Below are 15,517 nucleotides of genomic sequence, written 5' to 3' on the forward strand. Positions count from 1 at the left end.
GGAAAACTTAATTTCCAATACCTAGTTTTGTTTCTAACTGGAAAACAGCCTGCTGAAAAGTTTCGTTATCTTTTAACAGTTTTACCATTTTTTCATAACTGGACATAATTGTGGAATGATCTCTATTTCCAAATTCAAATCCAATTTTTACAAATGGCATATGTAGATGTTTACGGCATAAATAAACCGCAATATGTCGTGCATTGGCGATATTTTTTGTTCTTGATTTAGATTCTAATTGTCCAACAGATAAGCCATAATATTCACAAACTACAGATTTGATTCGCTGTGCATTTAGAGTATTTTCTACAACTGCGACAACAGGATTTTCTTTGAATACTTCTTTCGCAAAGTCCAAATCGATAATTTCCGGATTATATAGAACAGCCTTGAAAAATAATTCATTTAAAGATCCTTCCAGCTTTCTGACATCACTGGAAAAACGAGTCGCTAAGAAATCTAAAACTTCATCTTGAATTAAAATTTCGCTTTCTCTTCTTCCCTCAATCTTTTTTAATAAAATAGCTTTCGCTGTTTCAAATTCAGGAGATCCAACAGAAACTGTTAATCCCTGAGAAAAGCGGGAAATTAGACGATTTTCAATACCTTTTAATTCTGTAGGATGAATATCACTTGTGATAACAATTTGTTTATTGTCTCCTACCAATTTGTTGTATAAATTAAAGAAAACTTCCTGTGATGTACTTTGACGAAGACGCTGAATATCATCGATCATAACATAGTCATAAGAACATATTTTTTGTTTAACTTCTTCGACCGTTTTATTTTTCATGGATTCAATGATGAGTGTTACAAAGTCTTCACTATATATATATAAGACCTTATCTTCAGGACGAATTTCTTTTACATAGTTGGCGATAGAATGAATTAGATGCGTTTTCCCAAGACCAGAGTTTCCATAAATAAACAAAGGATTATAAAACTGTCCAGGATAATGGCAGACAGCCATAGCAGCAGCCTGTGCTTCTCGATTGTTTTTACCAACAACAAAGTTATCAAAATTAAATTCTTCTTTTATTTTATTTTCAAATAATATTTCATTTCGTTTCTGTGTTACAACTGCCGGCTCTATCATTTCAATTTCTTTTTGAAGTACAAGCTGACATACAACTGGATAACCAACAACTGAGCTTAATATATTTTGTATATCGATAAGTTCATGTTGTAAAACCTGTTTTTCAATTTGTGTAGAAACAACTACTGTCGCAAATTCCTGGTTTATATCATAGAGTCTTGAACGTGCATAAAATGACTGAAACGAAACACTGTCAATGTCTTTTTTTTCTACAAAAAGATCCATCGTCTTTTTCCAAATTTGAGAAAGTTCACCTTTATTACTATCTAACATGATTCTTCATCCTTTCAACAGGGTTCATTGTACTATATTTTGTGGAAAAAAACTATGTAAAAATAAGGGAGAATAATTTTTCCACAGGAAAACGTACAAAAAACATGATAAATTAAGGCTTATCCACATTTTCCACAAATATCCACATGGAAAACTATGAGGAAATCCACAGTGGAAAAATGTTGAATGTGGGAAAGTGGATAAATGTAAGAAAATAATTTATATAATAAAATTTCTCAACATTAAAATAATACGATAAATAAAGGGTAATATAGACTTTACCACAGTTTCCACACTATGTGGAAAACTATACTGAAATACATGTGGGAAAGTAGTGGAAAACATGTGAATAAGTTTAAATAAGGATAAAAAGCTGACTTTTCCACAAAAATGTGGTGAAAATGAACATCTCTTTTATAAGGAAAGAAAAAACTTGGTAAAGGATGATTTCAAGATTTACAGAGTTTCAATTTTTTTCATATTTTATTGACTTTACTAATAAATTTATGTATAATTTGTGGGCAATGCTCAATTTGTATAAAAGAAAAAGAAGTGGAGGTGGCTCTTAATGAAAAGAACATATCAACCGAGCAAAAGAAAACACCAGAAAACACATGGATTCAGAGCCAGAATGGCTACTGTTGGAGGACGTAAAGTTTTAGCACGTCGTCGTAGCAAAGGTAGAAAAGTGTTATCAGCTTAAAAAATCACCTTCGGGTGATTTTTTTTCAATGGTAAAAAAAGAAGGGAAAAAAATATGAAAAAGGAATTTCGAATAAAGAAGACACAGGAATTTGCGGAAATCCTGAATTACAAAAAGTTTTATACTTGTCCTTCCTTTGCCATTTATGTAAAACCAAAAAAAGAAGAGCATGCAAGAGTTGGAATTTCTGTTGGAAAGAAGCTTGGTAAAGCTGTACAAAGAAATAAAATTAAACGTCAGGTTCGTATGATGGTACAGGAAATTTATGATTTTAGTGAAAATTTCGATACAATTATACTTGTACGTGTAAAATATAAAGAAGAAAGTTATCTAAACAACAAAAAACTCTTGGAAAGATTGGTTAAAAAAGTTAAAATATAAAGGTAGGCAATTTTAATGAGGAGAATACAAATGAAAAAATTTTTTAAAGGAAAAAAGAAGTTTCTTCTAGTTGCTACGTTAATGATGGTTCTACTTACAGGATGTAGTGTTCCACGTGATCAAAAAACGGGAAAAACATACATTAATTCCATCATAACGATTAAAGAAGAAACTGTTCAGAAAAAGAATGTAAGTTTTGAACCTGGTTCAAAAGAAGAGAAACAGTATAAAGATTTAAAACCGGAAGATACGATTACAATTCCAAAGACAACATGGAAAGATGCTTTAGAAGAAAGCTGGTTTAATGGTTTAATTGTTTATCCTATTTCTCAGCTTATTAACTTTGTTGCAGGATTCAGTGATGGCGGTGTAGGTATCATCGTTGCAACAATTTTGATTCAGTTAATTATCTTCTTATTCTCAATCAAGTCACAGGTAGCAAGTCAGCGTATGCAGGCTCTGCAGCCAGAAATGCAAAAAATTCAGGCAAAATATGCAGGAAGAACAGATGATCGTGCAAAAATGATGCAGGCGCAGGAAATGCAGGCATTGTATTCAAAATATAAGATCAATCCTTTTGGTACAATTTTAGTAACATTTATTCAGTTCCCTGTAATTTTAGGAATGTATCAGGCAACCATGAGAGCTTACAGTGTTGTAACGGGTTCTTTTATCGGTATTGATTTGACAAAATCACCAATTGAAGGATTGGGTGATAGTTTTTGGTATATCGTTATCTTTGGATTGATGATTATCTTCCAGCTATTATCTTTCAAAATTCCTCAGTGGCTGCAGGAAAGAAGAAACAAAAAGAACCATGTCAAAGAAAAGAAATATGCACAGCCAGATAAAAAAGCAAATGGTATGATGGGTTCAATGAACATGATGATGTACATGAGTACTGCTATGATTGCTGTATTTGCGATTAACTGGCCACTTGCAATGTCATTCTACTGGTTAGTAGGTTCTGTTGTTCGTGTTGGACAAAACTTTGTAGTTCATAAATACTTTATGAAAGACTAGGAGGGATTCCTATGAAAACATATACTGCTAAAAATTTGGATGAAGCTTTAAAAGCTGCTGCTGAAGATAAAAATGTAATGATAAGTGATCTTACATATACAGTAGTAGAAGAGTCAAATGGCTTTTTAGGAATTGGTAGTAAGACAACAATTTCTGCCTATTGTAAAAAAGATATTTGTGTGTTCATGAAAGAATATTTACAAAAATATTTTAATGGAATTGGTATGCAGGCTGATGTTGAAGTCAGTGAACAAAATGATTTCTATAAAGTTACATTAGATGCGGAAAACAATGCAATCCTAATTGGAAAAAACGGACAGACATTACAGTCGATCAATAATGTATTGCGTTCTGCTGCATCTGGTGAATTTAAACGTCGTGTACGAGTATTAATTGATATAAACGGCTACAAAGAAGAAAAATATGAAAAAGTATGTGCTCTTGCAAAACGTATCGCAAGAACAGTACAACGCTCTAGAACAGATGCCGTTTTAGATCCTATGCCTGCAGATGAAAGAAAAGCAATTCATAACTGTTTAAGTGATATGAATTATGTTTCAACTGTAAGTGAAGGCGAAGGTAGTGAAAGACGATTAAAAATCGTTTATAATCCTGATAAGCATAAATAAAAAAATTCATTAGGGTGAGGAGAACCTCCCCTTCAGACCGTTGACAAAGTCGCTCTTTGAGCAGACTTTGTCATTCGGTCTTTTTTTTATCCCCACTTTTGTATAAAAAACAGGTGATTTTAAGCTATCATTTACCAAAAATCACCTAGTAAAAGGAATCTTTCTACCACTTTTTTTAAATTGGTTTTATATATTTTCAAAATATATAGTTTGTCAACAACCTGTAGGGTGAGGAGAACCTCCCCTTTTTTTTATGAAATAAATTCCTATTCGATTTATAATTATAAAATTAGTATAATGAATTTGAAGATTACAAATAATATCGATTATTTATATTAAAGAATGTGTATTATAATTTAATAGAAAAGTGAGGGATAGTTATGGTGTATATAGCAAAAAGTATTGCAAAAGAACTTCAATATGTGAAATTGGGAATTTTAGAATATGAAGCAGAGATAAGAGAAAGTGATAATGAAATAAACAATTTGTTAAATGAAAAAATATCCGAATTATCAAATATGAAGATGGAAGATATTCGTAAAATAAATGCAGTAGAAGATACTAGAGCTGCCTATAAGTTATTAGGAAATAATCCTAGCAAATACCGTAATGCAGCAGAAGCAATGCTTAGAAGAATTATAAAACAAAAAGGTCTTTATCAAATTAATAATATTGTTGATATAAATAATTATATGTCTATAAGCAGTGGATATACTGTTGGATCTTATATGTTGGAAAATATTGATGGTGATGTTTGCTTGGATGTACAAAAAGAAGATGCCTATTATGATGGGATTGGGAAAGAGAAAGTTAATTATAGTAAAATGCCTGTATTATTTGACGGAAAAGGAGCTTTTGGAAGTACAACGAGTGATAGTCAAAGAACAATGGTAAAAATGGGGAATCATAAGATAATAAGCGTGATCTACTGTTTTTCTAATACAGAATTAAACGCAGTAATACAAGAATACAAAAAATTATTAGTACAGTATGCAGGAATACACGAAGAAGAGATATATGAGTATATTGTTGAGAAATAGGGAATGAGTGTATTTATGGGGAATTATCAATATTTATAAAGCTAATAAACAACACCTCTTACCATAGAAGTGTTGTTTTTCTTGTTATGAGAAAACCCCTAGATAGTCTAGGGGTTCAAAAAAGCTTTAGCGATGAGTCTTTAAAAGAAAAACTCCTTTTGATAAAAAGAAAATGCGGCTTGGCAACTGCAAAGACATATCAAAAGGAGGACGAAAAAATGAATAAATCATCTAACGACTTACATACTCTATCACACACTACATGGAATTGCAAATATCATATAGTATTTGCTCCAAAGTATAGAAGAAAAGTATTTTATGGAGAAAAAAGATTAGAGATAGGAGCAATATTGAGAGAATTATGTAATTGGAAGGGAGTACATATAATAACAGCAGAAGTATGTCCCAATCATGTACATATGCAATGGAAGACACCAGTGGCTAGATATAGAGCATTAAAGAAATCTCATTTAAAGTTAATGATAAATAATTTTCTTAGAATATTATAAAAAATAACAAAAATACTTATTATTTTAACATGCACTGATAAATATATTTCATATTTATTCAAAAAAAAGTAAAATAATATTTCATAATGGGCGTAAGTATGTTATATTACATATATAGATTAGGTACTTAAATTGAAGTACATAAGTTAGGAGGTAAAATGAAGTTTCATTGTGAAGAAAAACCTATCCTATGGGGTGGAGCGACTGCATCTAGCCAATATGAAGGAGGATGGGATAAAGGTGGAAAGGGTATGGATACGCAAGATTGTCGTCCATATCTAATTAGAACATCAAACGCAACTACCGAAACACGACTTTTAACAAAAAAATCGGTAAGTGAATCAAAAAAAGATAAATTAAAATTTTATCCTTTTAGATCTGGTTCTGATGGATATAATCATCTTAAAGAAGATATACAGTTACTTAAAGAATTAGGTATTGATATCTATCGTTTATCAATTAGTTGGGCTAGACTATATCCAAACGGAGATGAAGAAGAACCAAATATTGATGGAATTCGATATTATGATGAAGTATTTTCAGAAATAAAAAAAAGTGGAATGAAAATATTTTTAACTATGACACATTATGCGCTTCCTTTATACCTAGTGGAGCATTATGGTGGTTGGACTAATCGTAAGTTAATTGAATTCTATATTAGATTTGCAAAAACTATATTTGAAAAATGGGGAGATGTTATAGATTACTACCTTCCTTTTAATGAAATTAATGCAGGATATTTTTCTCCATATAATGGTGTTGGATTATTACGTGAAGAAAATAAACCTTATAACCAGTCGTTAGTTTTTCAGTCACTTCATCATCAATTTGTAGCGAGTGCAAAAGTCATAGAACTAGGACATAAATTGGTAAAAGGAAAATTTGGATGTATGGTAGCTTGCTTTTGTTATTATCCATATTCTTGCAATCCTTTGGATAATATGAAATTAGTTACAGATGAAAATACAAATACATGGTTTTGTGCAGATGTATTAACAAGAGGATATTATCCAAATTATATGACTCGTTTTTTTGAAGAAAGAAATATTGAATTTGAAGTAACAGAAGAAGATGAACGTGTTTTAAGAGAAAATACAGCAGATTTTGTATCATTTTCTTATTATCAATCAAGTGTAACATCTTATGAAGAAAAAGAGAAAACTGCTGGTAATTTGGTAGTTACAACAAAAAATCCATATTTAAAGGCAACTGAGTGGGGTTGGCAGATTGATCCAGTTGGTTTACGTGTAACATTAAATAAAGTGTATGACCGATATCAAAAACCTATTTTTATTTCTGAAAATGGATTAGGAAGTCGTGATGTTTTAGAAGAAGATAAAACGATTCATGACTCGTATAGAATTCAATATTTAAAAGAACATTTTGAACAAATTAAAGAAGCACAATTAGATGGTGTAGATATTTTAGGTTATATTATGTGGGGTGTTATTGATATTGTTTCAGCAGGTAGTTGTGAAATGGAAAAAAGATATGGTGTAGTTTATGTAGATGCTGATAATGAAGGAAAAGGAACATACCAGCGTTATAAAAAAGATAGTTTTGAATGGTATAAGAATTTTATAAAATCAGAAAAGGAGAGATTTCATGTCAAATAATTTTTTAAAAAATTTAAATACAGAACAACAAAATCCTAATACTTTAGATATTGATATATGTTCAACGAATGAAATTCTACAAAAAATTAATCAAGAAGATAAAAAAGTAGCTCTTGTTGTTGAAGAACAAATACCATCGATAACTCAATTAATTGATGCAGCTTATGAATCTTTGAAGAAAGGTGGAAGAATAATTTATGTTGGTGCTGGAACATCTGGACGATTAGGAATATTAGATGCATCTGAATGTCCACCAACTTATGGTGTTTCAGATGAACTTGTACAGGGAATCATTGCAGGAGGTTACCCAGCAATATTTAAAGCACAGGAAGGAGCTGAAGATTCTAAAGAAAAAGGAAAAGAAGATTTAATACAAAAAAAAGTTAATAAAAATGATATGGTCATCGGACTAGCTGCAAGTGGTCGTACACCATATGTTATAGGAGCTTTAGACTATGCTAATGAAATTGGTGCTACTACAGGAAGTGTATGTTGTGTGCTTAATGGAGAAATTTCTAAAGTATCAAAATATCCAGTTGAGGTAGTTACAGGTGCAGAAGTAGTAACAGGTTCAACACGTATGAAAGCCGGTACAGCACAGAAAATGGTATTAAATATGATTTCAACAGCTGTAATGATAAAATTAGGAAAAGTATATAAAAATTACATGATAGATGTTCAGCCAACAAATGAAAAATTAGAGTATCGTGCATGTAGCATAATAAGTAATTTAGCTAATGTAGATGAATCTGAAGCAAATAAATTATTTATTGAAAGTGGAAAAAGTGTAAAATTAGCAATCATAATGTCTATTACAGGAAAAACGAAAGAAGAAGCCAGTTTGGCATTGACAAAAACAGAAGGACATATGAAAAAGGCAATTGATTTATTAAATAAGGAGGAAAAATAAAATGAATGAAATGGAAATGATTATTTTTGAAATTATTAGTAATGGAGGTACTGCAAAAGGATTATCTTATGAAGCAATTGCTTCTGCAGAAGAAGGTAATTTTGAAAAAGCAGATGAATTGTTAAAAGAAGCGGATGAATATTTAGTAAAAGCACATCAAATACAGACAGATTTAATTCAATCAGAAGCTGCTGGAAAACATCACGATGTTACAGTATTATTTGTACATGCTCAGGATCACTTGATGACATCTATGGAAGTACGTACATTAGCTGAAAATATAATCAAGATGAATAAAAGATTATACTCATTAGAAAATAAAGGATAGAGTTGTGAAATATTTAGAAGTAAAACATAAAGATAAAACTATTCGAGGATTTTTACATGGAAATAATAAAAGTGATGTTGTACTCATTTTTCATGGTTTTACAGGTAATAAAGTAGATCATCATGGAATGATAAAAACTTTTGCTCAAGATATAGCATTTTCTGGTTTTTCAACATATAGATTTGATTTTTTAGGTTCAGGAGATAGTGATGGTAATTTTTTTGAAGAAGAGAGTATTTCTTCTCAAATTGAACAAGCCAAAACAGTTATTCAATCTTTTGTTGAAAAAAATTATAAAATACATATATTTGCTTTTAGTATGGGAGGAGTTGTAGCAACACATCTTTTAAATGATAAAAACATTCAATCACTTTTCCTATTATCTCCAGCAGGAAACTTTAATGAAATTTTAAAGAGAATGATAACTCAATCAGGAAAAAGACATACAGATGGTGCAGAAATCAATGGATTTCATATTTCAAATGAATTTATAGAAGAAGCTGAAACATTCTCTTATTTTGATGATATTTGTTATTTTAAAGGTCCTGTACAGTTAGTACAAGGAACAAAAGATCAATATGTGTCAAAAGAAAGCTTTTTATCCTATAAGTCTATTTTTAAAAACTGTTATGCAGTATGGATTGAAAATGCAGATCATTGTTATAGCGAAATTTCTACAACAGAGAGTGTAAGAAAGGAGATTATTAATTTTTATGGCAAAATTAAAAACATGGCAATATAAGAATAGAAAAAAACCTAGAAAATACCGTACTTCATTAGGAACTACAGATTATGATATTCCTATGTTTGGATATCGAAGTGCATTAATAATTCTATTAGTAACATTTTTAGCATTATTAATTATACCGGCAATATGTGATTTAATTAATGTAAACTATCATTTACCTACAGTAATTTTAGGTGGTTTATGCTCCGGTTTTTCAGTTTCCTTTTCGCAATTTTTTATTGAGAGAAAAATTGGAATATGCCGTAGTTTTTGGATAGTAGGAGGTTTATTATCTTTATTCGTTGCAATGATGCTATTCCTATTAATATACGCAGGAATAATTATGTAAATGCTAAAATAAAATTTTATTTCGTTAAAAATTAAAAAAAATTAAAATTATATTGCAAGAAAACGTTTACACTGTTATAATTAAAATATAAAAGAAAGGAGATTTTTTTATGAAAGTATTATTAGTATGCTCACAGGGGATGTCAAGTGCAATTGCAGCAAAAGCATTACAGGATACTGCTGTAAAACAAGGATTAGATATTACAGTTACAGAATGTAGTACACAAGCATTTGCAGAAGAAATTAAAAATGGTTACGCAATTGGAATGGTTGCTCCACAGATTCGTCATCGTTTTGATGTATTAAAAAAACAAGCAGATGATGCTGGTATTCCATGTATCTTGATACAGCCTCAGGGTTATACACCTTTAGGTGGTCCTAAATTACTTGCTCAAATAAAACAAGAGTTAGGTGAGTTAAAATAAGGGACGTTTTGTAAAATGAGAGGAGAAAAATAGATGTTTAACGCAATCACAAAATTTATGGATGAAAAGCTATCAACACCTATGGCAAAATTGGCTGAACAACGTCACTTAAGAGCTATTCGTGATGGTATTATTGCAACTTTACCATTAATCATCGTTTCATCAATGTTCATGGTAATTGCATTCTTACCAAATTCAATGCCACAAGATTGGGGTATTACACAATTTATTGCTGAAAATCAAACAAAAATTTTAATGCCATATCGTGTATCTATGTATATTATGACTTTATATGCTGTATTCGGTATCGGTTATTCTTTAGCAAATTCTTATGATCTTGATGGTCTTTCTGGTGGAATACTTGCAGAATTAGCATTTTTATTAACAATTATTCCTAGCTCAATTCCTGCACAAACTGAAGCAATTGCTTCATTAGCTTCTCAAAATGCAGAATTAGCTAATTATTTATCTGCTGTACCTACTGGATTTGTGTTACCTATGACAAATTTAGGATCGGCTGGTATGTTTATAGGTATTATTGTTTCGTTCTTTGCTGTTGAGGTATATAGATTCACACAAAAGAGTGGTTTTAAAATTTCAATGCCACCACAAGTCCCATCATCTGTTGCACGTTCATTTGAGGCATTAACACCTACAGCTATTGTTCTATTGGCAGTTGCAACTGTGACTATGTTCATTGGTATTGATGTTCATGGAATTATTTCGAAAATAATTTCTCCATTAATTCGTGCTACAGATTCATTGCCTTCTGTGTTGTTAATTATATTTATAACACAATTCTTTTGGTCATTTGGTATTCATGGATGGTCAATCGTAGGATCATTGGCACGTCCATTATGGTTAGTATTATTAGAAGAAAATACAACAAATTTTGCAGCACATGCTGCTGTTACAAATGTTGCAGCTGAGCCATTTTATCAGTGGTTCGTTATGATTGGAGGATCTGGTGCAACAATTGGTTTAGCAATCCTATTCGCAATACGTTCAAGATCTGCTTATGGTAAAGCGTTAGGTAAGACAGCAATAGTTCCTGCTATCTTTAATATAAATGAACCAATGATTTTCGGGGCTCCTATCGTATTAAATCCAATGTTAATTATTCCTTTTATAATTGCGCCTATGTTAAATGGTCTTATTGCTTGGTTTGCAACAACTATGGGGTTAGTTAATAATGTTGTAGCAAGTTCACCTTGGACTTTACCAGGGCCAATTGGGGCATTCCTTGCATGTGGAAATGATTGGCGTGCTGCAGTACTAAGTATTGTTTTAATCATATTATCTATTTTAATTTATTATCCATTCTTTAGAATGTATGATAAACAATTATTAGCTGATGAAAATAGTAATGAAATAGTTCAAGATTAAATTATTTTATGCCTTGTTATAATATAAACAAGGCATTTTATAAATATAAAAGAAAGGAAATTATAAAAATGAGAAGATTAGGTATTTCAATTTATCCAGAAAAATCAGATAAAGAAACAATTTTAAATTATATAGATAAAACATCAAAAGCTGGATTTTCTAGAATTTTTTCTTGTTTACTATCCGTAGAGAAAAGTAAAGAAGAAATTATAAAAGATTTTAAAGAAATAAATACATATGCGAAATCAAAAGGATTTGAAATTATTGTAGATGTTTCTCCAAGAGTATTTAATCAATTAGGTATTAGTTATCAAGATTTGACATTCTTTAAAGATATTGGAGCGGATGGATTAAGATTAGATATGGGATTTACTGGTAATGAAGAAGCTATTATGACTTTTAACCCATATGATTTAAAGATTGAAATTAATATGAGTAATGATGTTCATACTATTGATACTATAATGGATTATAAACCAAATCGATATAATTTATATGCTTGTCATAATTTTTATCCACATGGCTATACTGGATTAGGTTTGGAATTCTTTGAAAATTGTACAAAACGATTTTCTAAATATGGACTACGTACAGCTGCATTTGTTACAAGTCAAAATAAAGATACTTTTGGATCTTGGCCTGTAACGGAGGGTTTGCCTACACTTGAAATGCATCGTCATTTGCCTATGGATGTGCAAATAAAACACTTTATTGCTATGGATAGTATAGATGATATTTTAATTTCTAATTGTTATCCTACAGATGAGGAAATAGATAAAGTAAAAGGTTTAGATTTATCTCTTTTAACATTAGATGTTGAATTATATAAAGATACGCCAGAGATTGAACAGAAAATCTTATTTGAAGAACTTCATTTTAATCGAGGTGATCAAAATGAGAATATGATACGATCCACACAAAGTAGAGTAAAATATAAAGGACACCATTTCGCATTATTTCATGCACCAGAAATTATTCGACGTGGTGATGTAATCATTGAAAGCAGTGAATATGGTCATTATGCTGGTGAATTACAAATAGCTCTGCATGATATGAAAAATAGTGGCAAGACGAATGTAGTAGGACATATACGAAAAGAGGAACATTTTTTGTTAGACTATATTAAACCATGGCAGAAATTTCGTCTTAGAAAGGTAAAATAATGAATTATTATGTTGGAATTGATGGAGGAGGTACTAAAACAGCATTTGCATGTTATAATGAAGAAAAAGAATGTGTTGCAGAATGTATCTTAGAAAGTTGTCATGTTTTACAAGTTGATAGAGAAAAGGCAATTTCCATACTTAAGCAAGGTCTAGAAAGGCTAGCGCAATCTCTAAAAAATGATGTTGATGTACATTTCTATATTTGTGCAGGATTAGCTGGATATGGAAAGGATAAAGAATTAAGAAAAAGAATCGAGTCTATTTGCGAAGAAAGCTTTAAAAATCATAAATATGTTATTTGTAATGATGGAGAAATAGCATTAGCAGGTGCTTTAAATGGTAAAGATGGAATATTAGTAATTTCTGGGACCGGATCAATTGCATATTCGACATTACAAGGTCACACAGAACGAAGTGGTGGATGGGGATATATGTTAGGAGATGAAGGAAGTGCTTATTGGATAGGTAAAAAGCTACTTCAAGAATATACAAAACAATGTGATGGTAGACATTCTCGTACTGATCTCGTTGAATTTGTTAAAAATTCATTAAAATTGAAAGATGATTATGATCTTATATCATATACTGCCAATATATTAAAAAATGATCGGGGAAAAATCGCAAAATTAGCACTTTTAGTAAATGATTTAGCAAAGAAAAACGACAAAGCAGCCCTTCGTATTTATGATGAAGCCGCAAGAGAAATTGCTGAGATAATACACTCTTTATCGAAATCTTTTCCAAATAAATGCTATGTAAGTTATATAGGTGGTGTTTGGAAAGCAAAAGAGCTTATTATTGATCCATTAAAATATTATTTAAATGAAAATATTATTCTAGAAGAACCAAAGTATCCTCCTGTTTTTGGAGCGTATCTTATTGCATATAATCTTTTTAAAGTGTAAAGTAAGTGTGTAATGAAAAGAGGGATAATATGAGCTGTATTTATAAAATAAAAGAGGGAAGAAAGTCTTTTACTTCTACAGAAAAGAGAATTGCAGATTATATTCTCAATTATCGTTTAGAAACTGTTGAAGCTTCTGTTCAAGATTTAGCGGAAAGAACTAATACTTCAGCAGCGGCATGGATTAGATTTTCAAAAAAATTAGGTTATAAAGGTTTAACAGCATTAAAAATGGATTTAGCAAAAAATGATGATGATAATGAAAAAGATGAACTATTTAATGTCTTGATTAAAGAAAATGATTCAATTGATGTAATGGTTCGCAAGGTTCAACAAATTTCTTTACATTCAATTGAACAGACCTATAAATTACTAAATCTAAATACTTTAAAAAATGCTATTCAATTAATAATTCATGCGAGAAACATATATTTAATCGGTATTGGTGGAAGTGGTCTGGTATGTACAGATTTTATGCATAAACTAACAAGAGTAAATCATAACGTAATATACCATGAAGACCCTCATATTTTATTAGCTAGAATCGCTCACATGCAAGAAAATGATGTATTGGTTGCCATTAGCTATAGTGGAGAAACACACTTAGTAAATGTAGGAGTAGAAAAGGCAAAAGAACTTAATATACCGATTATTGCTATAACACAATATAATGTGCGTAGTACATTATCAAAATTAGCTGATATTAATCTTTATACACCAGTTATTGAAAAAGATCTTCGTTTAGGGGCTATTTCTTCTAGAAATGCATCATTAGAGTTAACTGATTTAATATATTATGGTGTTATAAAAGAAAATATAGATCAGGCAAAAAAAGATCTAACTAAAACAAGAGAACTAATTCATGAAGTAAATAATAAATAAGATGAGGAGAAAAAATGTTAGCAATAGGATTAATGTCTGGAACATCTTTAGATGGAATAGACGCAGTTTTATGTGAAGTTACAGGGTTTGGTGAAAATACTAAAATTCGTCAGATAAATTTTTGTACTTGTGAAATTCCTCTTAATATTAAGGAAAAAATACGTCGTTGCTGTGCAAATGAAAAAATTACTACAGATTTAATTTGCTCATTAAATTTTGAATTAGGTGAACAATTTGCATTAGCAGCATTAAGTGTTTGTCACAAAGCAGGTATAAATAGTAAAGATGTTGCATTCATAGCAAGTCATGGACAAACAATTTATCATATACCACATGCTTATGGTGACTGTGTTCCTAGTACTTTACAGATAGGAGAAAGCGCAATAATTGCACAACGATGTCAATGTCCTGTGATTTCTAATTTTCGTGTTAAGGATATGGCAGTAGGTGGTGAAGGTGCACCATTAGTTCCATACAGTGAGTTTATTTTATATAGAAAAGAAGATGAAGCAGTTGCATTACAAAATATAGGTGGAATAGGGAATGTTACTGTTTTACCGGCTGGATGCACTATTGATAATGTATATGCATTTGATACTGGGCCAGGAAATATGATTATTGATGAAGCAATGAGAAAATTATATAGAAAGTCATATGATGAAAATGGTTTGATAGCATCAAAGGGAAGAATAATTGAAAATCTAAAAGATGAATTGATGAAACATTCGTATTTAAATTTAAAACCACCTAAAACAACTGGTCGTGAAATGTTTGGAGAGCCATTTACAGATGAATTATTAAAATGTTATCAAGGAGAAAATAAAGAGGATATTATAGCGACATTAACATGGTTTACAGCCTATTCTATAGCTGAAAGTTATAGAAAATTTGTCTTACCAAATCATCAATTATCTGAAGTAATTTTAGGTGGAGGAGGGGCTCATAATGCCACTCTTAAGAAGATGATTGAAAATGAGCTGCCAAATATAAAAATATTGACTCAGGAAGATAAAGGTTATTCATCAGATGCTAAAGAAGCAATTGCATTTGTGATATTAGGTAATGAAACTATGCATCAACATTTTTCAAATGTGCCAAATGCAACTGGTGCAAAACAAAAAGTTATTTTAGGAAATATTACATATCCTAATTAATAATGATTTGTTAATAA

General features: G+C 30.6%; 17 protein-coding genes and 1 pseudogene. 17 read left to right on the forward strand and 1 reads right to left on the reverse strand.

Going from position 1 to position 15,517, the window contains the following annotated elements:
• Positions 1-7: 7 nt before the first annotated feature.
• Positions 8-1,369: a chromosomal replication initiator protein DnaA gene (dnaA, locus tag A9CBEGH2_RS09905; RefSeq protein ID WP_118277271.1), complete on the reverse strand. Its 1,362-nt coding sequence runs from the start codon at positions 1,367-1,369 to the stop codon at positions 8-10.
• Positions 1,370-1,937: 568 nt separating this feature from the next.
• Here dnaA and rpmH point away from each other — a divergent pair.
• The 17 genes and pseudogenes from rpmH (at position 1,938) to anmK (ending at position 15,500) form a co-directional block, all read left to right on the forward strand.
• Positions 1,938-2,072, forward strand: coding sequence for a 50S ribosomal protein L34 (gene rpmH / locus A9CBEGH2_RS09910; protein WP_008977969.1), 135 nt, complete (start codon positions 1,938-1,940; stop codon positions 2,070-2,072).
• A gap of 54 nt (positions 2,073-2,126) precedes the next feature.
• Positions 2,127-2,453 carry a ribonuclease P protein component gene (gene rnpA / locus A9CBEGH2_RS09915; RefSeq protein ID WP_115716244.1) on the forward strand — a complete coding sequence of 109 codons (327 nt, stop codon included), beginning with the start codon at positions 2,127-2,129 and terminating at the stop codon, positions 2,451-2,453.
• A 30-nt stretch (positions 2,454-2,483) separates the two neighbouring features.
• Entirely contained in the window at positions 2,484-3,476 is a 993-nt protein-coding gene (locus A9CBEGH2_RS09920) for a YidC/Oxa1 family membrane protein insertase (RefSeq protein ID WP_115716242.1), read from the forward strand.
• Positions 3,477-3,487: 11 nt separating this feature from the next.
• Positions 3,488-4,105 carry a Jag family protein gene (locus A9CBEGH2_RS09925; RefSeq protein ID WP_118277270.1) on the forward strand — a complete coding sequence of 206 codons (618 nt, stop codon included), beginning with the start codon at positions 3,488-3,490 and terminating at the stop codon, positions 4,103-4,105.
• Positions 4,106-4,485: 380 nt separating this feature from the next.
• Complete coding sequence (locus A9CBEGH2_RS09930) at positions 4,486-5,145, forward strand: B3/B4 domain-containing protein (RefSeq protein WP_118361489.1); 660 nt, start codon at positions 4,486-4,488, stop codon at positions 5,143-5,145.
• A 218-nt stretch (positions 5,146-5,363) separates the two neighbouring features.
• Positions 5,364-5,582, forward strand: a pseudogene (tnpA, locus tag A9CBEGH2_RS09935) (IS200/IS605 family transposase); the annotation flags it as partial.
• A gap of 230 nt (positions 5,583-5,812) precedes the next feature.
• A complete protein-coding gene (locus A9CBEGH2_RS09940; RefSeq protein WP_118277268.1) occupies positions 5,813-7,270 on the forward strand; it encodes a glycoside hydrolase family 1 protein in 1,458 nt (485 codons plus the stop codon).
• Positions 7,260-8,180, forward strand: coding sequence for an N-acetylmuramic acid 6-phosphate etherase (gene murQ / locus A9CBEGH2_RS09945; RefSeq protein ID WP_118277267.1), 921 nt, complete (start codon positions 7,260-7,262; stop codon positions 8,178-8,180). The genes A9CBEGH2_RS09940 and murQ overlap by 11 nt, the downstream gene beginning before the upstream one ends.
• 1 nt (position 8,181) lies before the next feature.
• Positions 8,182-8,508 (forward strand): PTS lactose/cellobiose transporter subunit IIA, encoded by a 327-nt coding sequence (locus A9CBEGH2_RS09950; RefSeq protein WP_118277266.1) that lies wholly within the window; start codon positions 8,182-8,184, stop codon positions 8,506-8,508.
• Between the two features lie 4 nt (positions 8,509-8,512).
• Positions 8,513-9,250, forward strand: coding sequence for an alpha/beta hydrolase (locus A9CBEGH2_RS09955; protein WP_158572236.1), 738 nt, complete (start codon positions 8,513-8,515; stop codon positions 9,248-9,250).
• Positions 9,222-9,584, forward strand: a complete 363-nt coding sequence (locus tag A9CBEGH2_RS09960) for a hypothetical protein (protein WP_118277264.1) — start codon at positions 9,222-9,224, stop codon at positions 9,582-9,584. The genes A9CBEGH2_RS09955 and A9CBEGH2_RS09960 overlap by 29 nt, the downstream gene beginning before the upstream one ends.
• Before the next feature lie 109 nt (positions 9,585-9,693).
• A complete protein-coding gene (locus tag A9CBEGH2_RS09965) occupies positions 9,694-10,008 on the forward strand; it encodes a PTS sugar transporter subunit IIB (RefSeq protein ID WP_118277263.1) in 315 nt (104 codons plus the stop codon).
• Positions 10,009-10,041: 33 nt separating this feature from the next.
• A complete protein-coding gene (locus A9CBEGH2_RS09970) occupies positions 10,042-11,394 on the forward strand; it encodes a PTS sugar transporter subunit IIC (RefSeq protein ID WP_118277262.1) in 1,353 nt (450 codons plus the stop codon).
• 68 nt (positions 11,395-11,462) lie between these two features.
• Positions 11,463-12,557, forward strand: a complete 1,095-nt coding sequence (locus A9CBEGH2_RS09975; RefSeq protein ID WP_118277261.1) for a DUF871 domain-containing protein — start codon at positions 11,463-11,465, stop codon at positions 12,555-12,557.
• On the forward strand, positions 12,557-13,465 hold the full coding sequence (locus tag A9CBEGH2_RS09980; RefSeq protein WP_118277260.1) for an N-acetylglucosamine kinase: 909 nt from the start codon (positions 12,557-12,559) through the stop codon (positions 13,463-13,465). Before A9CBEGH2_RS09975 ends, A9CBEGH2_RS09980 begins: the two co-directional genes overlap by 1 nt.
• A 29-nt stretch (positions 13,466-13,494) precedes the next feature.
• A complete protein-coding gene (locus A9CBEGH2_RS09985; protein WP_118277259.1) occupies positions 13,495-14,346 on the forward strand; it encodes a MurR/RpiR family transcriptional regulator in 852 nt (283 codons plus the stop codon).
• Positions 14,347-14,360: 14 nt separating this feature from the next.
• The gene (gene anmK, locus A9CBEGH2_RS09990; RefSeq protein ID WP_118277258.1) at positions 14,361-15,500 is read left to right on the forward strand and encodes an anhydro-N-acetylmuramic acid kinase AnmK; all 1,140 of its coding nucleotides are present in this window, start codon (positions 14,361-14,363) and stop codon (positions 15,498-15,500) included.
• Positions 15,501-15,517 lie beyond the last annotated feature (17 nt).

This window comes from Amedibacterium intestinale, from assembly GCF_010537335.1.
Taxonomy (GTDB): Bacteria; Bacillota_I; Bacilli_A; order Erysipelotrichales; family Erysipelotrichaceae; genus Amedibacterium; species Amedibacterium intestinale.